Consider the following 19,818-nt stretch of genomic DNA (forward strand, 5'->3'; position numbering starts at 1 on the left):
CCTCCCGCTTTCGGCACGCGCGCGCGTCACGCCGGTGTCTGTCGTTCGAATGCGGCTTCCGCATCGAGGCTCGCGCGGTCGCGCCCGACCGTCGCGACCGCGAGCGGCTTGCCGTCGCGCCAATACGTGACGGTGCAGTCGTGCGCGGCCGGATCGCCGTCGACATCGATGCGATCCCAGTGCTCCGCGTGCCCGACGTAGTTGATCGCCACGTCGTAGTGCTGGCTCCAGAAGAACGGGACCGCCGCGAACGGCTTGCGCTGGCCGAGGATATTCAGCGCGGCTGCAGCGCCCTGGCGCTCGGCGACCACCCAGTGCTCGACGCGGATGCGCTCGCCGGTTCTCGGGTCCGGCCATCGTGCGATGTCGCCCGCGGCGTAGATGCCCGGCGCGCTCGTTTGCAGGAACGCGTCGACCGTCACGCCGCGATCGATCGCGAGGCCCGCGTCCTGCGCGAGTGCGATATCGGGGCGCACGCCGATGCCGGTCACGACCAGCTCGGCGGCCAGCGAGGCGCCGGTCGACAGGGTCACGCGATCCGCGTCGATCGCCGCGACCGTCGCGCCGAGATGGAACGTCACGCCGTGCGCTTCATGCAGCGCCTTGACCATGTCGCCGAGCGCGGCGCCGAGCACGCGCTCCATCGGGCGCGCTTCGGGCGCGACCACATGGATTTCCACGCCGCGCGTGCGCAGCGCGGCCGCGACCTCGAGCCCGATGAAGCTGGCGCCCACTACGACGCATCGGCGCGCGCTGCCGGCGCGCGCGATCAGCGCATCGCAATCGGCGAGCGTGCGCAGCACGGCCACGTGCGGCAGCGTCGCGCCGGGCGCCGCGAGGCGGATCGGATCAGCGCCGGTGGCGAGCAGCAGCGCGTCGTACGCAAGCTGGCCGCCATCGGCGAGCGTGACGATTTTCTGTCGGGGGTCGAGCTTGACCGCACGCGCGCCGCAGCGCACGTCGATCTGCCGCTCCGCGTAAAACTCCGGCGCATGCAGCGGGAGCCAGTCGGCCTGCGCGGTGCCGGCGAGGTAGTCCTTCGACAGGTTCGGCCGGTCGTACGGCAATGCAGGATCGGCGCTCAGCAGCGTGACGGGGCCTTGATACCCTTGCTGCCGCAATGTCTGTGCCGCGGCGTTGCCGGCCGCGCCGCCGCCGACGATCACCACCGATGCGGGATGCGAGGCGGCCGGCGAGACGGGCGGTGCGGCGGCAGGCAACGCGTCGCGCACGAAGACCTTGCCGTCGCGCTGCTCGACGCGCCAGCACGTCAGACCGGACAGCGCCGGCGCGCGGAGCGCCTCGCCGGTACGCAGGCTGAAGCAAGCGTGATGCCACGGGCAGCGGATCGTGTCGTCGACCACGAGCCCGTCCGCGAGCGGCGCACCGTAATGCGTGCAGGTCGCGCCGACCGCAAAGCACGTGCCTGCCCGGCGCACCAGCAGGACCGGCGCATCGCCGACATGGCCGGTCACCATGCCGCCGTCGGGAAGGTCGGCCAGCGGGATGCCTTGAGCGAGATCGGGGTCGCCCGGCGACGAAGCGTGGTCGGTCATGGCAGCTCTCCTTCCGGAGCGGGGACACCGACATTATCGACCTCGATTTCGCGGGGGGAAAGATACAGTCAGCGGGACGCCCGCGTGGCGGCGGGCGTCCGTGCTGCGCTGCGATGCGCCGATCGCGCGGCTACTGCCACGCGGGCGCCGGCGTGATCTGCGTCGTATAGGCGGTGGCCGGCAGCAGCGTGAGGTTCGAAATGTTCTGGCCGCCGTATACCTCGGTCGACGTGCCGAACGTGACGCCCGTCACCGGCACGACCACCGATTGCCCGTCGGAGCGCGATGCGCTGACGACGATCGACTTGCCGGGCGTGAGCGTTGCCGCCACGTTCGACGCGTTGTAGACCATCCGCTGGTTCGCGAGCGTGCCGATCGTCGACAGGTACGGGCTCTGGATCGGCAGGTTCTTGTAGTACTTGTTGTACTTCGTGAACGTCGCGTTGAGCAGGTCGCCGAGCAGCGTGCTCGTGCCGCTGTATGCGCGCAGGTTCGACTGGTGGAACATCATCGGCCGGTTGTCGTACGTGAGCAGGTAGACGACGAGCTGGTCGGACACCTTGTCGAGCACCTGAGCGTAGGTCAGGTCATAGCCCCAGCGGGTCGGGTCGATCCCGTTCGCGCCGTAGAAGTAGTTGTATTCGGCAACCCATTCCGATGGCTGCGACACGTTGTAGAACAGCGCGGTCGCATAGCGCGGCACCTCGAAGATCGTCTGGTTCACGCAGCTGTACTTGCCCGCGTTGAACGCCGGCAGCGGCCACGCCACCCCGCCGTTGTTCACCGGACAGCCGGCCGTGCCGACGGGCGGCGTCGGCTTCGAGCTGTCGGAGACGAGCACGCGCGTGCCGAACGATGCGAGTGCGCCGAGCGTCGTCGGGTTGTACAGGCCGGAAATTTCCGGCGTCACCAGCGTGCTTGCGCTGAAGGTCGTGAAGCCGAACCGGTTCGCGACGGTCAGATTCTTCTGCATCTCGGCCGTGACCTGCGCGGCGGTGGTCGTGTACGGCGGATCCAGCAGTTCGTGGTCGTAGGTGTGGCTGATCCACTTGAAATTGCGTTGCAGCAGCGCGGTCTGCAGCGACAGCGAATCCGTGCCGCTCGGCGGGTAGAAACCCTGGCCGCCGAACGCCTTGCCGTAGCCTTCGCCGTTGTACGCGAGCGTAAGCTTGACCGCGGACGCGTTCGGCGTCGTCAGGTTCACGAGCGACTGCCAGTTCACGATGTTGGTGAAGTCCGCGCCGGTGGTGCGGTATTCGCAGCCGGTGAGGCCCGTCGCCGGGCTCGTCGAGCCGAGCGGGCATTGGCCGGGCGGGCTCGTGCTGGTCGTGGCGCCGGTCCGGACGTCGTACCACAGGCCGGTGGAGTCGGATTGCGCGTACGGATAGATCTCGTCGGGAATGCCGTTGTCATCCACCTGCGGATCGATGTAGACGTGCCGGCTGCCGAGGAACAGGCCGCGCGTGAGCCAGTTCGCGATCCCGTACGACAGCGTGATCGAGTGCGTCAGGTACTGGCTGTTGTCGAACATCAGCGACATCGTCTCGCGCGTCGTGCTGTCGCCCGTGAGCGGCGTCGTGTTCGCGAACAGGCAGGTGGCGCCGATCGAGTACGTCGCGTTGCCCGGGCCCGTGGCCTGCACGATCGGCGTGACGGTCGTGCCGGTCGGCAGCGGGCTGGCCGGCGATGCGAAGTACGTCCACGCGTTCGAGATCGTGAGCGGACTGCTCGTGGACGTGCCGGCGTTCATGTACGGGAACAGTGCCTGCCCCGACGACGTCAGCAGCGACGACAGCGGCGTCGCGGTCGTGTCCTGGTAGTTCACGTACTGCAGGCAGGCGCTGTCGCCCGGCCACGTATAGAAGCTCGCAAGCCGGACGTTGTACTTGAACTGGTAGCGCGCGAGCGTCTGCGCAAGCGCGCCGCCGGCGAACGGGTTCATGTAGCGGTAGTCGCTGACCGGCAGGACGATCCCCTGGTACAGCGCGTGGTTGCCGGTTTCGAGCGGCGGCAGCGTCGGGTTGTTCGTGTCGTACGTGTAGATCGTATACGGAATGCCCACGCGATCGAGGATCGATCGGGCGGCTGCCAGCTCGGGCGAACTGCCGGCCTGCTGGCTCGCGATGATCAGGATCTTCAGGTCGATCTGGGCATCGCTCGGCACTGCATGGCTGGCGCCGGCCGCGGCCAGGAGTGCTGCCGCGACGATACAGCGCGCCACATGCCTGAACTGGCGGAATAGGGTTCGCAAAGCGCTCATGTCAAACCTCACGCATCGTGTCCGATGATTCGGACGAGTCCCCCGACAATTCGAAAAAATGGTGTGGCGCCTGTCTTTATTGCTTCGGTATCCGATTGTTCGTCGCCGACTTGTTGACGGTGTCGCCCGGGTGCGGGCCCGATGGCGGGTATTGGGGCTTGCCCCAGCCTTCCTTGCCCGACGGTGCCTGGGCGTGGCCGCGCGGCGCGACCTTGCCGCCCGCGAGTGCGTTCGGCGGCGCGATCGCCGTGGCGGCGATCAGTGCCGGGAACAGGCTGCAGAGCATGACGCGTGGCCAGCGTGACGAGCGTTTGAATCCAGGGGGATGCATGGTGTCCTCCCGACGCGGCCGCGTCATGCGGCGCGTGACAGAATGGATCGAACGGGGGCGTTGCCGGCCCGGCTTGCGGGAGCGGGACGGCAGCGCACGATGGACCGGCTGCGCATGCAACGATCGCCATGACCCGCGCGCAGCCCTGCCGAGGGCGGATCATGCGAACACCGTGCCAGGTGCCGCAAACGCCTGATTTCCAAGAAGTAACTTGACGTAATGAAAGCTTGGCCGCCAAAAACGTTTCAGTTTTGATCGACCGGGCCGGAATGCGGTGGAGAATCGTTTCATCGATGTGACATGGCGCGATGCGCCGTTACGCGTGCGCGCGCAACCACCAAAGATAGGCCGGCAACGCAAGCGAGCCGACGAGGCAGGCTCACAGCAGCGGGGCGATGCCGGCCCGGATCACCGCGTGGCCGTCGAGCATCCAGGCGCCCAGCGCGAACGCGAGCGTCGTGCCGAAATGGGTTGCGGCCGTTTGCAGCGCGCTGAAACCGGTGCGACGGTCCGGAGCGGGGAAGGCTGCGCTCACGGAGGACGCCGCGACGAGGCGGATGTAGGTCGATGCCATGCCAATGTCAGCCGGCATGTCGCGCAACTGGAGGCGAGCCTGCAGACGCGCCTGATCGAGCGGCACGCGCGCGGCCTGACGCTGACCGACGCGGGCCGGCTGCTGTTCGAGCGGTGCGGGCCGATGCTCGATGTGCTCGACGAAACGCTCGATGCGCTTGCGTCCGAGCAGTCCCGCTTGCAGGGCCGGCTGCGCGTGAGCCTGCCGAGCGAAATCGGTCCGCAGCTGTTCGGCGCGGCCGTGGCCGACTTCGCGTGCCGGCATCCGGCCGTGGACCTGCGCTGCTCGACGAGTCTCGCCGGGCCGGAAACAGGGCTCGAGGATCTCGACCTGGCAGTCGTTGTCGGCCGCGGCGACCTGCCGGACAGCGCGTGCGTCGTGAAGCCGATGTTGAGCCTGCCGAGCGTGGTTGTCGCGGCGCCGTCGGTGATTGCCGCGCATGGCAGCCCCGTGCGTATCGAGGCGCTCGAGGCACTACCGTGCATCACGACCGTCGGTGTGCTCGAGGGGCGGCCGTAGCGATTCGTCGGCGCGGGCGGGCATCCGACCTGTTTGCGTGTGCAGGAGCGGTTGCGAGTAGATAGTGGCACGCTCGCGTTGGCGGCCGCGCGGTGCGGGGTCGGCTTTGCGATCGTCGTCGAGGCCGCGTGCCGCGACCTGATCGAACGCGGGGAACTGGTGCGGGTTGCGCTCGACCGGCCGGCCGCGCCGCTACAACTCTATGCTGCGTATCCGCAGCGCCGGCACTTGCCGGCGACCGCGCGGGCGTTCATTGATCATTTGGTTGAGGCGGCGGGGGCGTGCGAGGCCTCTTAAATATTTTCGCAAACCCCCTTGCGCTGGCGGCGCGGGATGCCTAGAATCACGCCTCTTTCGCGCTAACGGCAACGCGGCGCGGAAGGGGGAAGCGAAGTTGGTTGGATGCCCTGTTGGGCGGCCGGCCGGCGCAGGAAGATGAACCCCGCAGTCGCAACGAAGTAGTTAAAAAAGTTGTTGACGAACTGCGAAACAGTGTTCATAATCTCGTTTCTCTGCTGCTGACAACGCAGCGCTGCTGAGAAGGAAGAATTTCTCGCAGAAACGTTCTTTAAAAATTAACAGCCGATAAGTGTGGGCGCTTGATGGTAGCGAACCGATCCTCGGATCGGATAGCAAAAGTATCAAGAGTCTCACACTAAAGTAAGTCAGGTTTATGAAGCAATTCATATACCTGTCAGCTTTGAGTGAGCGACCGGTTCTTAACGGAACCGAAAACAGTAACAGGTTTGAACTGAAGAGTTTGATCCTGGCTCAGATTGAACGCTGGCGGCATGCCTTACACATGCAAGTCGAACGGCAGCACGGGTGCTTGCACCTGGTGGCGAGTGGCGAACGGGTGAGTAATACATCGGAACATGTCCTGTAGTGGGGGATAGCCCGGCGAAAGCCGGATTAATACCGCATACGATCTAAGGATGAAAGCGGGGGACCTTCGGGCCTCGCGCTATAGGGTTGGCCGATGGCTGATTAGCTAGTTGGTGGGGTAAAGGCCTACCAAGGCGACGATCAGTAGCTGGTCTGAGAGGACGACCAGCCACACTGGGACTGAGACACGGCCCAGACTCCTACGGGAGGCAGCAGTGGGGAATTTTGGACAATGGGCGAAAGCCTGATCCAGCAAGCAATGCCGCGTGTGTGAAGAAGGCCTTCGGGTTGTAAAGCACTTTTGTCCGGAAAGAAATCCTTGGTCCTAATATGGCCGGGGGATGACGGTACCGGAAGAATAAGCACCGGCTAACTACGTGCCAGCAGCCGCGGTAATACGTAGGGTGCGAGCGTTAATCGGAATTACTGGGCGTAAAGCGTGCGCAGGCGGTTTGCTAAGACCGATGTGAAATCCCCGGGCTCAACCTGGGAACTGCATTGGTGACTGGCAGGCTAGAGTATGGCAGAGGGGGGTAGAATTCCACGTGTAGCAGTGAAATGCGTAGAGATGTGGAGGAATACCGATGGCGAAGGCAGCCCCCTGGGCCAATACTGACGCTCATGCACGAAAGCGTGGGGAGCAAACAGGATTAGATACCCTGGTAGTCCACGCCCTAAACGATGTCAACTAGTTGTTGGGGATTCATTTCCTTAGTAACGTAGCTAACGCGTGAAGTTGACCGCCTGGGGAGTACGGTCGCAAGATTAAAACTCAAAGGAATTGACGGGGACCCGCACAAGCGGTGGATGATGTGGATTAATTCGATGCAACGCGAAAAACCTTACCTACCCTTGACATGGTCGGAATCCTGCCGAGAGGCGGGAGTGCTCGAAAGAGAACCGATACACAGGTGCTGCATGGCTGTCGTCAGCTCGTGTCGTGAGATGTTGGGTTAAGTCCCGCAACGAGCGCAACCCTTGTCCTTAGTTGCTACGCAAGAGCACTCTAGGGAGACTGCCGGTGACAAACCGGAGGAAGGTGGGGATGACGTCAAGTCCTCATGGCCCTTATGGGTAGGGCTTCACACGTCATACAATGGTCGGAACAGAGGGTTGCCAACCCGCGAGGGGGAGCTAATCCCAGAAAACCGATCGTAGTCCGGATTGCACTCTGCAACTCGAGTGCATGAAGCTGGAATCGCTAGTAATCGCGGATCAGCATGCCGCGGTGAATACGTTCCCGGGTCTTGTACACACCGCCCGTCACACCATGGGAGTGGGTTTTACCAGAAGTGGCTAGTCTAACCGCAAGGAGGACGGTCACCACGGTAGGATTCATGACTGGGGTGAAGTCGTAACAAGGTAGCCGTATCGGAAGGTGCGGCTGGATCACCTCCTTTCCAGAGCTATTCGCAAAGTTGAGCGCTCACGCTTATCGGCTGTAAATTAAGACAGACTCAGGGGTCTGTAGCTCAGTCGGTTAGAGCACCGTCTTGATAAGGCGGGGGTCGTTGGTTCGAATCCAACCAGACCCACCAATTGTCTGGCGGAACATACCTGAGGAAGTCTCTGTACATGGGGGCATAGCTCAGCTGGGAGAGCACCTGCTTTGCAAGCAGGGGGTCGTCGGTTCGATCCCGTCTGCCTCCACCAATCTTCAATGCCAAGAGTTTGCTGAAACAATCAGCGAGCGCTTTGCATTGGCGATTGAGCCAGTCAGAGTGATATGAGTAACACCATATCGGCTGTCGTTCTTTAACAATCTGGAAGAAGTAAGTAATTTGGATAGCGGAAGCGTCTTGAGATGGACGTGGAAACTATCCGGGTTGTGATTGTATCGATGTATCTCAAGATGATTCGAACTTAATGTTCGGCTCAATTGGAATACGGCACAACGCGAGAACTCAACCTGTAACGAGACAGACTCGTTATAGGGTCAAGCGAACAAGTGCATGTGGTGGATGCCTTGGCGATCACAGGCGATGAAGGACGCGGTAGCCTGCGAAAAGCTACGGGGAGCTGGCAAACGAGCTTTGATCCGTAGATGTCCGAATGGGGAAACCCGGCCCTTTTGGGTCATCCTGGACTGAATACATAGGTCCAGTGAAGCGAACGCGGTGAACTGAAACATCTAAGTAACCGCAGGAAAAGAAATCAACCGAGATTCCCAAAGTAGTGGCGAGCGAAATGGGATGAGCCTTGTACTCTTTATTTGTATTGTTAGCCGAACGCTCTGGAAAGTGCGGCCATAGCAGGTGATAGCCCTGTAGGCGAAAACAGTATGAAAGAACTAGGTGTACGACAAGTAGGGCGGGACACGTGAAATCCTGTCTGAAGATGGGGGGACCATCCTCCAAGGCTAAATACTCGTGATCGACCGATAGTGAACCAGTACCGTGAGGGAAAGGCGAAAAGAACCCCGGGAGGGGAGTGAAATAGATCCTGAAACCGCATGCATACAAACAGTCGGAGCCTCGTAAGGGGTGACGGCGTACCTTTTGTATAATGGGTCAGCGACTTACGTTCAGTAGCAAGCTTAACCATATAGGGCAGGCGTAGCGAAAGCGAGTCCGAATAGGGCGTTCAGTTGCTGGGCGTAGACCCGAAACCAGGTGATCTATCCATGGCCAGGATGAAGGTGCGGTAACACGTACTGGAGGTCCGAACCCACTAACGTTGAAAAGTTAGGGGATGAGCTGTGGATAGGGGTGAAAGGCTAAACAAACCTGGAAATAGCTGGTTCTCTCCGAAAACTATTTAGGTAGTGCCTCGTGTCTCACCTTCGGGGGTAGAGCACTGTCATGGTTGGGGGGTCTATTGCAGATTACCCCGCCATAGCAAACTCCGAATACCGAAGAGTGCAATCACGGGAGACAGACATCGGGTGCTAACGTCCGGTGTCAAGAGGGAAACAACCCAGACCGCCAGCTAAGGTCCCCAAATATAGCTAAGTGGGAAACGAAGTGGGAAGGCTAAAACAGTCAGGAGGTTGGCTTAGAAGCAGCCACCCTTTAAAGAAAGCGTAATAGCTCACTGATCGAGTCGTCCTGCGCGGAAGATGTAACGGGGCTAAGCTATATACCGAAGCTGCGGATGCGTGCTTTGCACGCATGGTAGGAGAGCGTTCCGTAAGCCTGCGAAGGTGCCTTGTAAAGGGTGCTGGAGGTATCGGAAGTGCGAATGCTGACATGAGTAGCGATAAAGGGGGTGAAAGGCCCCCTCGCCGTAAGCCCAAGGTTTCCTACGCAACGTTCATCGGCGTAGGGTGAGTCGGCCCCTAAGGCGAGGCAGAAATGCGTAGCTGATGGGAAGCAGGTCAATATTCCTGCACCATTGTTAAATGCGATGGGGGGACGGATCGCGGAAGGTTGTCCGGGTGTTGGAAGTCCCGGTCGCTGCATTGGAGAAGGCGCTTAGGCAAATCCGGGCGCAGGATTCAAGGGTGTGGCGCGAGCTTCTTAGGAAGCGAAGCAATTGGAAGTGGTTCCAAGAAAAGCCTCTAAGCTTCAGTTTAACAGTGACCGTACCGCAAACCGACACAGGTGGGCGAGATGAGTATTCTAAGGCGCTTGAGAGAACTCGGGAGAAGGAACTCGGCAAATTGGTACCGTAACTTCGGGATAAGGTACGCCCTTGTAGCTTGACTGGCCTGCGCCAGGAGGGTGAAGGGGTTGCAATAAACTGGTGGCTGCGACTGTTTAATAAAAACACAGCACTCTGCAAACACGAAAGTGGACGTATAGGGTGTGACGCCTGCCCGGTGCCGGAAGATTAAATGATGGGGTGCAAGCTCTTGATTGAAGTCCCGGTAAACGGCGGCCGTAACTATAACGGTCCTAAGGTAGCGAAATTCCTTGTCGGGTAAGTTCCGACCTGCACGAATGGCGTAACGATGGCCACACTGTCTCCTCCCGAGACTCAGCGAAGTTGAAGTGTTTGTGATGATGCAATCTACCCGCGGCTAGACGGAAAGACCCCATGAACCTTTACTGTAGCTTTGCATTGGACTTTGAACCGATCTGTGTAGGATAGGTGGGAGGCTATGAAACCGGAACGCTAGTTTCGGTGGAGCCGTCCTTGAAATACCACCCTGGTTTGTTTGAGGTTCTAACCTTGGCCCGTGATCCGGGTCGGGGACAGTGCATGGTAGGCAGTTTGACTGGGGCGGTCTCCTCCCAAAGCGTAACGGAGGAGTACGAAGGTACGCTAGGTACGGTCGGAAATCGTGCTGATAGTGCAATGGCATAAGCGTGCTTAACTGCGAGACCGACAAGTCGAGCAGGTGCGAAAGCAGGTCATAGTGATCCGGTGGTTCTGTATGGAAGGGCCATCGCTCAACGGATAAAAGGTACTCTGGGGATAACAGGCTGATACCGCCCAAGAGTTCATATCGACGGCGGTGTTTGGCACCTCGATGTCGGCTCATCTCATCCTGGGGCTGTAGCCGGTCCCAAGGGTATGGCTGTTCGCCATTTAAAGAGGTACGTGAGCTGGGTTTAAAACGTCGTGAGACAGTTTGGTCCCTATCTGCCGTGGGCGTTGGATATTTGAAGGGGGCTGCTCCTAGTACGAGAGGACCGGAGTGGACGAACCTCTGGTGTACCGGTTGTGACGCCAGTCGCATCGCCGGGTAGCTATGTTCGGAAGAGATAACCGCTGAAAGCATCTAAGCGGGAAACTCGCCTTAAGATGAGATATCCCTGGGGACTTGATCCCCTTGAAGGGTCGTTCGAGACCAGGACGTTGATAGGTCAGGTGTGTAAGCGCAGTAATGCGTTCAGCTAACTGATACTAATTGCCCGTAAGGCTTGATCCTATAACAAGTCTGTCTCGATAGCCGTTAGCGCTTCAGCGCTTACGGATATCGAGCGTCGAGTGCGAGGCACTCGACGTACTGCGGTTGAAGTACCGCGTATGTGTGTGAGTACAACTCACAACCCAACCAAGATTACTGCTTCTTCCCGGATTGGTCGCGCTGCGAAGCCGCGCGACAACCCTCTTTGCCTGATGACCATAGCGAGTCGGTCCCACCCCTTCCCATCCCGAACAGGACCGTGAAACGACTCTACGCCGATGATAGTGCGGATTCCCGTGTGAAAGTAGGTAATCGTCAGGCTCCCTAAGCCAAGAACCCCCGCCTAACCGGCGGGGGTTTTTGCATTTGCGGCGTCGAGACGTGCATGGCACTTCGATGCGCGTTGTGCACCGCACATTCCAGCACCATCCCGCTCCACTTGTCCGCGTGAAATTGACGTGCTAGTTTTTCATGAAATTTCCCGCTGTAAATTTCATGGGAGCGCGCATGTTCCTGCAGTCGGACCGCCACGTCGCCAGTTACTACACCGGCACCCACCCGGAGCCGATTCCGCATCACCCGCCGCTGGACGTGCGCGTCGACGCCGACGTGCTGGTAGTCGGCGCGGGCTTCAGCGGGCTGCACACGGCATTGCGCCTCGCGCTCGCAGGCAAGCGCGTCGTCGTGCTCGAAGCGAGCCGGGTCGCGTGGGCCGCGTCGGGGCGCAACGGTGGTCAGGCACTGCTCGGCTGGTCGTGCGACATGCCGCCGATCGAGGCTGCGCTCGGCCGCGACGGCGCGCGTGAGCTGTGGGACAGCATGCGCTGGGCCGCGGCCGAGGTGCGCGAACTGCCGACACGGCACGGCTTCGACATCGACTACCGGCCAGGCAGCCTGTGGGCAGCCGTGCGGCCGCGCCGCGTCGCGATGCTCACGCAGGCGCGCGACGAAGCGGCCGAGCGCTGGGGCTATGAGCGGCTGCGCGTGATACCGCGCACCGAGATGCCCGAATGGATTGGCAGCGCGCGCTACGTGGCTGCGCTCTACGATCCGGAAGCCGGCCACCTGAACCCGCTGAAGCTCGCGCTTGGTCTCGCGCAGACGATCGAGCGCGCCGGCGGTCGCATCTTCGAACAGAGCCGAGTGCTCGACTACCGCGAGACGAACGGCGGCTACGTCGCACGCACCGCTGGAGGCGAGGTGCGCGCGGACGTGCTGGTGCTCGCGTGCAACGCTTACGTCGACCGGCTCGATGCCGAACTCGCGCGCCGGCTGTTGCCGGTCGGCACCTACCAGGTCGCGACCGCGCCTCTAGATCCCGACGTCGCACGCGCACTGCTGCCGCATGACAACTGCGTGATCGACAACCAGTTCGTGCCCGATTATTTCCGCCTGAGCCCGGACGGACGGTTGTTGTTCGGTGGCGGCTGTACGTATCTTGGCGGCATCCCCGCGGACATCGCGGCCGCGACGCGTCCGCACCTCGAACGCGTATTTCCGCAGCTGCGCGACGTGCCGCTCGATTTCGCGTGGGGTGGGCATATCGACATCAGCATGCGCCGCACGCCCGACGTCGGCCGCCATGGGCAACGCTACTGGCTGCAGGGCTTCTCCGGCCACGGCGTGCTGCCGACGCTTGCGGGTGCGCGCGCCGTCGCGGACGCCGTGCTCGGCGACGATCGCCTGCTGGCGCTCTACCAGCGCATCCGCAACCCGCGTTTTCCGGGCGGTGACCGGCTCGCCGCGCCGCTCGAGGCGATCGGCAAGGCCTGGTACCGTCTGCGCGACACCGTCTGATTGTCTATGGAACCCACGATGAACGAACAGGAAGAGATCGAAAGCCTCGCGATCCTGATCCGCGATCTTCGCAAGCACCGCAAGGTCACGCTGAATGAGCTGGCTGACAAGATCGGCCGCTCGGTCGGCTTCCTGTCGCAGGTGGAGCGCGGGCTGTCGCGGCCGACGGTGGCGGACCTGACCGCGATCGGCGAGGCGCTCGGCGTGCCGACCACGTATTTCTACAGCCTGAGCAAGCCGCGCGCCGTGCCGTGGGTCACGCGGCCCGATGAACGGCGCACCGTGTATTACGCGGCGGGCATCACGGATATCCTCGTGTCGCCGAGCATGCGCGCGCGCTTCTCGATCCTCGAAAGCCATCTCGCGCCGGGTGCGAGCAGCGGCGAGCGCCCCGTCGACGACAGCGACGAGCAGGGCGGCTTCGTCCTCGAAGGCGAGCTGACGATCTGGCTCGACGGCGATGATACGCCCGTCACGCTCGGCCCGAACGACGCGTTCCAGTTGCCCGCGCACCGGCGGTTTCGCTACGCGAACCTGACGGACGAGCAGACACGGGTCATCTGGGTGTTCACCTGAGATTGGCCGGGGCGGGCGGCTGTAGCGGGCTGCCGTCCGGCGTGCGTTGTCTGGAGTACTGAACGACCGGGGCATGCGGTACCGTAAGTACCGCCCGGTTCCGGCTCGCCGCGATGCGGCATCGTCACACTCGAACGGAAGGATGAATCATGGCTGACGTCGTTTCCGCGCTGGTCGATGAAGTCCGGGCATTTCGTGCCACGCATCCCGAGATCCGCTATGTCGACCTGATCTGCCTCGACCTGCCCGGTCATTTTTACGGCAAGCGTTACCCGATCGATGCGCTCGAGAAAGTCGCGTCTGGCTCGATGCTGAAGTTGCCCCAGAATTGTGTGCTGCTCGGCACGCAGGGCGGCCTGTACAAGATCGGCGACTACTGCTTCAACGACGGCGACCCGGATGCGCCGCGCCGGCTGATTCCCGGCACGCTGAAGCCGGTGCGCTGGGAGAGCCAGCCGCTTGCGCAGATGCTGATCAGCTCCGACGGCACCGATGCGCCGATCGAGTTCGAACCGCGTGAAGTGCTCGCGCGTGTGCTGCGGCGTTTCGTGAAGCGGGGGATTCGCCCGGTCGTCGCGTTCGAGCTCGAGTTTTACCTGTTCGCCGCGCAGCTTGCCGAAGGCCTGCCGCAATACCCGCGCGACCGCCTGAGCGACGATCGCGACGATCAGCCGAACATGCATATCGAGCGTCTGTCGCGCTTCTCCGACGTGTTGCACGAGATGGTCGAGGCAGCGTGCGAGCAGGGCGTCGACGCGACGGTGATCACTGCCGAACTCGGGCCCGGCCAGTTCGAAATCAATTTCGGGCATACCGACGACGGGCTGCGCGCGGCCGACTGGTCGGCGCTGTTCTGCCGCAGCACACGCGGTGTTGCGCTGCGGCATGGTTACCGCGCGAGCTTCATGGGCAAGCCGTACCTGCACGCGCCGGGCAGCGGCATGCACGTGCATGTGAGCCTGTACGACGAAGCGGGGCGCAACCTGTTGGCCTCGGACGGGCAGCGGCCATTGCGTCATGCGGTGGCGGGCTGTCTCGCGCTGTTGCCGCATTGCATGCCGGTGTTTGCGCCGAATCACAATGCGTTTCGGCGCTATGGGTCGATGGTGAATGCGGCAAGCCGAGCAAGCTGGGGATTCGAGGATCGGGATGCGTGCATCCGGATTCCCGAATCGGACGCACGAAATCTGCGGATCGAGCATCGCCTCGCGAGTGCGGATGCGAATCCGTATCTCGTGCTCGCGGCCATTCTGACCGGGATGGAATACGGGCTCGATGCGGGCCGGGAGCCGATCGCGCCGCTCAACGACGATCGCGGAAGCGGGATCGATTTCCCGAAGGACATGCTGTCGGCGGTCGCCGCGATGCAGGATCATGCTGCGGTGCGCGAAGGGCTCGGCGGGGAGTTCGTGATGGTCTACTGCGAGAACAAGCGGCAGGAGCAGCTCGACTTCATGAACGAGATCGGGGCGCGCGAGTATCGATGGTTTCTTTGACGCACTCGGCGGGATGAGCGTCGGTGGAGGCGGGCACGCAGGGCCGACGCTCACGCGCGCATCCGTTAATCCGTCGTTCGCGCATAAGCCGCTTTCAGCGCGGCGCAGTCGAACTTCGTCATTTGCATCATCGCGCCAGCAACGCGCGCGGCCTTGACCGGGTCGGGGTCGGCCATCATCGCAATGAGATCGCCGGGGACGATCTGCCACGACACGCCGAAGCGATCCCGCAGCCAGCCGCAGCCGTCGGTCGAGCCGCCGCCTTCGAGCAGCGCGCTCCAGTAGCGGTCGAGCTCCGCCTGGTCGCTGCAGTTGACCATCAGGGAGATCGCATGATTGAACGACTCGGTGCGTTCGTGGCTCATCGCGATGAATGGCTGCCCGAACAGAACGAACTCGACCACCTTCGTGCCGCCGGCGCCCTGCACCGACGTGACACGCGTCACGCGCGAGTCGGGAAAGATGCCTGCGTAGAAAGCCGCGGCTTCTTCGGCTTCCGCTGAGTACCAGAGGAACGGCGTGATCTTCTGAATCGTCATGGCAAATCTCCTGTCAGTGTGGGCCAAAGGCGGGAGCAAGCTGCGTGCCGCCACTGAGGCAGCGGCGGACGGCCATTGAAATTAACACGTCGGGACGAGAAGAATCATGCTTTCTTGCGAGATTCGGCGATGCGAATGCGGCCCTGGTTGACCGGCTAGTCCGGCTTGCGATCAGGGGTCCGAAAAGCTGACTGGCGTGATTTTGCTGCGATGCGGATTATGCAGCTGGCGAGCCAGTGATCACCGCGACGCGTTCGAGAATGCGCTGAACACGCTCGTCATAATCGGAGGCCTCCATGTCGTCGCTGCGCTTCGCGAGGTAATGCGCCAATCCGAAACGCGCCGATCGCCGCGTGAACAATTGATAGTAGTCGCCTGCATCATGCAGGCGCACGATGTCGGGCCATCGAACGAGGCTGCTTGCCCCGGACGGGATCGTCACGGATAGGCCGTCAGGCAGGATCAGCCATCGATGCGTGCCCTCGAGCCGGGCGATACTGCGGCGTGCGCGCTGCTCGACAAGCCTCGAAACGACAGGGGCGCCAAGGGCGATCATGCTCGAACGCCGTGCGCGACGCACTGAAAGTATCAGATCGGTCAGCCGGCTGCCGAAGCGTCGCCAAACCAGAACATAGGCCAGCGCGACGATGATCGATCCGATCACTCGCTCGGCAGGATGCCCGGTTTCCTGCGTCAGGTGCCAAAGCGCCAGCCCTATCAATGGCGCAATCAGTAGCGCCGGTTTCAATACGTACTGCATGACACGCTCGATACGCTGCAGCATGGCTTCGCGTTTCGCCGCGTCCCGCGCGAGATGCGCGTCGACGGCACGTCGCACCAGTGCCTGGCTCTGTTCCGGACCGATGGTGAAGCGCAACTCGTTCGGCCCCGGAAGCGCGTCTTGCGAGGCGGTGTCCTGCAATTGATTTTCCGTTTTCGACACGCTCGATTTCCATTGAAGACTTGCAGCCTGATCAAAGGGCCATCGCGATCCCGCGGCATTTTACGGCATGCATCGGAGCGCGTCGGCAACGTCGCGACTCGCCATTGTTGGTAGACTTTTCGCGTTTGTGGCCGCTGGCTACATCAACGACGTGTTTGCAATGCGAGGGTGCGACGGTTTTCTGCAGCACGATCGGCATGCAACCGCCTCACGCTGAACGTGATCGACAACCGGAAGAACATGCACCGCGACAAGCCCGCCAGAAAGAGCATCGATCCGCGTGATTACCAGGATGCGCCCGGCATCGCTGCCGTGATGCCGAAAACATTTCCGGATGGCTTCGTCGTCGCCGAGCATCGACATGCGCGGGCGCAACTCGTCTACGCCACGGCGGGTATCGCCGACGTCATCGCAAATCAGTCGCTCTGGCGGGTTCCGCCTCACCGCGCCCTGTGGATACCGCCTGAACTGGCGCATGCCATGCGCGCACGCGGACACCTCGAATTGCGAACCGCGTATGTCCACCCGCGGGCCTATCCGTCGGGATACCCGAATCAACCGAGACTGGTGGACGTCTCGCCGTTGCTGCGCGAATTGATCGTCCGCGCATCGTCTTTTGCGCTCGATGGCACGCCAGGCGGACGCGACGCTTTGGTGATCCGGCTCATGCTCGCCGAAATCGAATGGGCTCCGGAGCAACCGCTGCGGCTGCCGTCCGGACAGGACCGGCGTCTTGCCCGCGTGTGCGATGCGATTCTTGCCGATCCGGCCGATGGGCGCACGCTGGTCGAATGGGCGCACGAAGTCGGCGCATCGAGCAGAACGCTATCCCGGCTGTTCAACGCCGAAACCGGCTTGTCTTTCAGCCAATGGCGGCAGCAAGCCAGGATTTCAGCCGCGCGCCCGTTGCTGGCGTCGGGGCGTTCCGTCATCGCGGTCGCGGCGGAGCTCGGGTATGAAACGACGAGTGCCTTCTCGACCGTGTTCCGCCGCTTGACCGGCATGACGCCAAGCGCCTACGCGAGGTTGTCCGATTCCGCGTAGGGAATGTCTCGCCGGAAGATGCGGGACGCGACGCACTCGCTTATCGTGACGCTCATCGAGACAACTGACCGATCAAGGTAGGGCGACATGGCACGTTACGACATCGAATTCCTGTCCGAAGGCACGATACTGCGCGGCTGGTTCTACGAGCCGGATCCACAAGGCACGGGCACGGCAACACACCCCGCCATCGTGATGGCTCACGGGTTCTCGGCCGTAAAGGAACAATATCTGGACCGCTACGCCGAAGTGTTTGCCGCGAGCGGCTTTGCGGTGCTCGTGTACGACCACCGGGGGTTCGGCGCAAGCGATGGACATCCCCGTCAGGAAGTCGACCCGGTGCTGCAGAGGCGCGGCTATCGCGATGCGATCAGCTACCTGCTGACACGTCCGGATGTCGATGCGGCACGCATCGGCATCTGGGGCACCAGCTACAGCGGCGGCCACGTGCTCGAAGTCGCCGCGATCGACCGGCGGGTCAAATGCGTCGTGTCGCAGGTGCCGACGATCAGCGGCTATCAGTCGGCCTTGCGTCGCACGCGCTCCGACCTCGTGCCGGCGTTGCTGGCGCGCTTCGACGAAGACCGCGCGCACCGATTTGCCGGCGGCACGCCGGCCATGCTGCCCGCGGTCAGTGACGACCCGCAGGTTGCCTGCGCGATGGCCGGCGCGGACGCCTTTCGATTCTTCACGGAATCCGCGGCCCGGTTCGCGCCGAACTGGAAAAACGAAGTCACGCTGCGCAGTGCGGAAATGGCGCGTGAGAATGAACCGGGCCAATACGTCGCCCGCATCTCGCCGGCCCCGCTGCTGATGATCGTGGCCGACCAGGATTGGCTGACGCCAACCGATCTTTGTCTGCAAGCGTGGCAAACCGCTCTCGAGCCGAAGCAACTGCTGATGATTAACGGCGGGCACTTCACGCCGTATGTCGAGCACTTCGAAGCAACCAGCCGGGCGGCAGCGCAATGGTTCGAGCGGCATCTGTCAGGCGCGCGCCGGCCTGGCCATGCGAGGGTTCGCTGAACACGAGCGCCGGGAGGGAGCCCCCGGCGCCGGGAATCCGTTGCAATGAGACCGGCCGGGCCTGAATTGCGTTGCCCTCGATGCAGGCCGCATGCCGACCGTCATCGCAACGGAAAGGTGACACATTACTGCCCGAGCTTCGACGACACGCACCCCGTGCTCGAACACTCGCGATCGCGCTCGCGCAGGAACGACAGGCGCGACTGCGTCATGTCGATCGCGCATTCGAGGTTCACGTAGTAGCCGTCGTCGCGCGTATAGCTGCACTTGTCGTCGCGCTGCTTCAGCCACGCGAGCTGCCCGGTCTTCAGCGTGCCTTGCTGGTCGCCGCTCAACTGCTTGCGCAGGCGGCCGTACTGGTCGTTCAGCTCGCGGTCGAGCTGCGAGAACTGCGTGCTGCTGCAGTACACCTGGTCGAACGCGCTGCGCGGCTTCGAGCAGCCCGCGGCGTGCGCGGCAAATGGAACGGCGAGCGCCGCGAACAGCGCGCACGATGCGACGAGCGTTTTCTTTTTCATGTGGAAGCTCCTGGCTGGGTGAAAACCTTGGACGACGAAACGGTGCGCGCTCACGCGGGCGCGGTGCACGCATCGATCCCGCCCGCGATCGCGGCGGACAGGCGCCGGATCGTGTCGGGCCGCGCGAGCCGCTTCTCTTCGTCGGGATTGACGATCACGCCCGCTTCGACGAGCACGGCCGGAACCGGCGCGGTGCGCAGCACGACGAGATCGTCGAAACGATGGATGCCGAGGCGCGGATCGATCAGCGGGCGGTTCTCGCCGCGGATCGGCTGCGCGTGATACAGCGACGGCGTCTCGCCGGACGCGATCAGCCGCTCGGCGATCGCCTTCGCGCAGCGCAGGCTCTCCGCGTAATGCGGGTTGCGCTCCGACACGAACACCGCGAAGCCGTGGAATTCGCGCTGCCGGCCGGCGTCGATGAACTGCTGCTGCATCGAGTCGTGATGGATCGACACGAACAGGCTGGCATCCGTTGCCTGCGTCGCGCGCTGGTCGAGCGCGATCTCGCGGCCGTCCGCCGACGTGCGCAGCACGCGGTCGCCGTGCGCGCCGAGCCGTTCGGCGACGGCGCCCGACAGGTCGAGGTTGTACAGGTATTCGACGCGGCCGCTGGCGCCGGTCGCGCCCGGGCGCGCGGGCGTGTGGCCGGTATCGACGACGATGTAGCGCGCGGGCGCGCTGGCGGGCATGGCTTTCGTGCCGTCGGCGGCGCGCAGCGCGAGCGGGGCGCCGAGCAGCGCCGCACAGGCGAGCACGCGGACGATGGCGCTCGCGTGCGGGCGAAGGCGTCGGATGGTTCGGTTCATTGTTGTTGTCGCAGTGGTGCGGGCCCGCGCGATGATGCGGCGCGGCCGGCCTGCATGATGCAGTCGGAATGTGGCGCGATTATAGCGGCTGCCGGCCGTGCGGCAACGACGAAACAGCGGGCGGCGCATCACGTGAAAGCAACGCGTAAG

The 19,818-nt window shown here is 62.8% G+C and carries 13 protein-coding genes, 2 tRNA genes, 3 rRNA genes and 1 pseudogene; 11 read left to right on the plus strand and 8 right to left on the minus strand.

Annotation, left to right across the window (positions count from 1 at the left end):
• Positions 1–26: 26 nt before the first annotated feature.
• From ABFO07_RS18795 to ABFO07_RS18810, 4 genes are all read right to left on the minus strand, one after another.
• A complete protein-coding gene (locus ABFO07_RS18795; protein ID WP_060148632.1) occupies positions 27–1,556 on the minus strand; it encodes an FAD-dependent oxidoreductase in 1,530 nt (509 codons plus the stop codon).
• Positions 1,557–1,686: 130 nt separating this feature from the next.
• Positions 1,687–3,816: a hypothetical protein gene (locus ABFO07_RS18800; RefSeq protein ID WP_230948294.1), complete on the minus strand. Its 2,130-nt coding sequence runs from the start codon at positions 3,814–3,816 to the stop codon at positions 1,687–1,689.
• 76 nt (positions 3,817–3,892) lie between these two features.
• The gene (locus ABFO07_RS18805; RefSeq protein WP_059884757.1) at positions 3,893–4,102 is read right to left on the minus strand and encodes a hypothetical protein; all 210 of its coding nucleotides are present in this window, start codon (positions 4,100–4,102) and stop codon (positions 3,893–3,895) included.
• 424 nt (positions 4,103–4,526) lie between these two features.
• A complete protein-coding gene (locus tag ABFO07_RS18810) occupies positions 4,527–4,787 on the minus strand; it encodes a hypothetical protein (protein WP_347469392.1) in 261 nt (86 codons plus the stop codon).
• Between ABFO07_RS18810 and ABFO07_RS18815 the strand changes: the two are divergent.
• From ABFO07_RS18815 to ABFO07_RS18855, 9 genes and pseudogenes are all read left to right on the plus strand, one after another.
• Positions 4,761–5,537, plus strand: a pseudogene (locus ABFO07_RS18815) (LysR substrate-binding domain-containing protein). The gene ABFO07_RS18810 and the pseudogene ABFO07_RS18815 sit on opposite strands and share 27 nt — an antisense overlap.
• A gap of 451 nt (positions 5,538–5,988) precedes the next feature.
• Positions 5,989–7,525 (plus strand): 16S ribosomal RNA (locus tag ABFO07_RS18820).
• Between the two features lie 61 nt (positions 7,526–7,586).
• Positions 7,587–7,663, plus strand: a tRNA-Ile gene (locus ABFO07_RS18825).
• A gap of 39 nt (positions 7,664–7,702) precedes the next feature.
• Positions 7,703–7,778 (plus strand) — tRNA-Ala (locus ABFO07_RS18830).
• 281 nt (positions 7,779–8,059) lie between these two features.
• Positions 8,060–10,941 (plus strand): 23S ribosomal RNA (locus ABFO07_RS18835).
• Positions 10,942–11,128: 187 nt separating this feature from the next.
• A 5S ribosomal RNA gene (rrf, locus tag ABFO07_RS18840) occupies positions 11,129–11,241 on the plus strand.
• The 16S, 23S and 5S rRNA genes sit together here with 2 tRNA genes alongside, the layout of an rRNA operon.
• Positions 11,242–11,427: 186 nt before the next feature.
• Positions 11,428–12,717, plus strand: a complete 1,290-nt coding sequence (locus ABFO07_RS18845) for an NAD(P)/FAD-dependent oxidoreductase (RefSeq protein WP_060015452.1) — start codon at positions 11,428–11,430, stop codon at positions 12,715–12,717.
• An 18-nt stretch (positions 12,718–12,735) separates the two neighbouring features.
• Positions 12,736–13,293, plus strand: a complete 558-nt coding sequence (locus tag ABFO07_RS18850; protein WP_059805024.1) for a helix-turn-helix domain-containing protein — start codon at positions 12,736–12,738, stop codon at positions 13,291–13,293.
• A gap of 149 nt (positions 13,294–13,442) precedes the next feature.
• The gene (locus tag ABFO07_RS18855) at positions 13,443–14,789 is read left to right on the plus strand and encodes a glutamine synthetase family protein (protein ID WP_059880184.1); all 1,347 of its coding nucleotides are present in this window, start codon (positions 13,443–13,445) and stop codon (positions 14,787–14,789) included.
• A gap of 65 nt (positions 14,790–14,854) precedes the next feature.
• On the opposite strand, the gene ABFO07_RS18860 is transcribed toward ABFO07_RS18855, so the two are convergent.
• The gene (locus ABFO07_RS18860; RefSeq protein WP_059957589.1) at positions 14,855–15,328 is read right to left on the minus strand and encodes a VOC family protein; all 474 of its coding nucleotides are present in this window, start codon (positions 15,326–15,328) and stop codon (positions 14,855–14,857) included.
• Positions 15,329–15,545: 217 nt separating this feature from the next.
• On the minus strand, positions 15,546–16,271 hold the full coding sequence (locus ABFO07_RS18865) for a hypothetical protein (RefSeq protein ID WP_347469393.1): 726 nt from the start codon (positions 16,269–16,271) through the stop codon (positions 15,546–15,548).
• 240 nt (positions 16,272–16,511) lie between these two features.
• Here ABFO07_RS18865 and ABFO07_RS18870 point away from each other — a divergent pair, with 240 nt between their 5' ends.
• Complete coding sequence (locus ABFO07_RS18870; RefSeq protein WP_059563123.1) at positions 16,512–17,315, plus strand: AraC family transcriptional regulator; 804 nt, start codon at positions 16,512–16,514, stop codon at positions 17,313–17,315.
• Positions 17,316–17,402: 87 nt separating this feature from the next.
• Positions 17,403–18,341 (plus strand): alpha/beta hydrolase, encoded by a 939-nt coding sequence (locus ABFO07_RS18875; RefSeq protein ID WP_322237614.1) that lies wholly within the window; start codon positions 17,403–17,405, stop codon positions 18,339–18,341.
• A gap of 125 nt (positions 18,342–18,466) precedes the next feature.
• Here the strand turns inward: ABFO07_RS18875 and ABFO07_RS18880 are convergent, their stop codons facing one another.
• Together ABFO07_RS18880 and ABFO07_RS18885 are read right to left on the minus strand one after the other, a co-directional pair.
• A complete protein-coding gene (locus tag ABFO07_RS18880; protein ID WP_059563096.1) occupies positions 18,467–18,859 on the minus strand; it encodes a lysozyme inhibitor LprI family protein in 393 nt (130 codons plus the stop codon).
• Positions 18,860–18,909: 50 nt separating this feature from the next.
• A complete protein-coding gene (locus ABFO07_RS18885) occupies positions 18,910–19,668 on the minus strand; it encodes an N-acetylmuramoyl-L-alanine amidase family protein (protein ID WP_059563095.1) in 759 nt (252 codons plus the stop codon).
• Positions 19,669–19,818 lie beyond the last annotated feature (150 nt).

Source organism: Burkholderia stagnalis, assembly GCF_039848545.1.
In the GTDB taxonomy this organism is placed as follows: Bacteria; Pseudomonadota; Gammaproteobacteria; order Burkholderiales; family Burkholderiaceae; genus Burkholderia; species Burkholderia stagnalis.

Bases quoted from the DNA above. Each gene is read 5' to 3' on its own strand.
- ABFO07_RS18795 (WP_060148632.1), bottom strand. From the start codon at position 1,556: ATGACCGACCACGCTTCGTCGCCGGGCGACCCCGATCTCGCTCAAGGC.
- ABFO07_RS18800 (WP_230948294.1), bottom strand. From the start codon at position 3,816: ATGAGCGCTTTGCGAACCCTATTCCGCCAGTTCAGGCATGTGGCGCGC.
- ABFO07_RS18805 (WP_059884757.1), bottom strand. From the start codon at position 4,102: ATGCTCTGCAGCCTGTTCCCGGCACTGATCGCCGCCACGGCGATCGCG.
- ABFO07_RS18845 (WP_060015452.1), top strand. From the start codon at position 11,428: ATGTTCCTGCAGTCGGACCGCCACGTCGCCAGTTACTACACCGGCACC.
- ABFO07_RS18850 (WP_059805024.1), top strand. From the start codon at position 12,736: ATGAACGAACAGGAAGAGATCGAAAGCCTCGCGATCCTGATCCGCGAT.
- ABFO07_RS18855 (WP_059880184.1), top strand. From the start codon at position 13,443: ATGGCTGACGTCGTTTCCGCGCTGGTCGATGAAGTCCGGGCATTTCGT.
- ABFO07_RS18860 (WP_059957589.1), bottom strand. From the start codon at position 15,328: ATGACGATTCAGAAGATCACGCCGTTCCTCTGGTACTCAGCGGAAGCC.
- ABFO07_RS18870 (WP_059563123.1), top strand. From the start codon at position 16,512: ATGCACCGCGACAAGCCCGCCAGAAAGAGCATCGATCCGCGTGATTAC.
- ABFO07_RS18875 (WP_322237614.1), top strand. From the start codon at position 17,403: ATGGCACGTTACGACATCGAATTCCTGTCCGAAGGCACGATACTGCGC.
- ABFO07_RS18880 (WP_059563096.1), bottom strand. From the start codon at position 18,859: ATGAAAAAGAAAACGCTCGTCGCATCGTGCGCGCTGTTCGCGGCGCTC.
- ABFO07_RS18885 (WP_059563095.1), bottom strand. From the start codon at position 19,668: ATGAACCGAACCATCCGACGCCTTCGCCCGCACGCGAGCGCCATCGTC.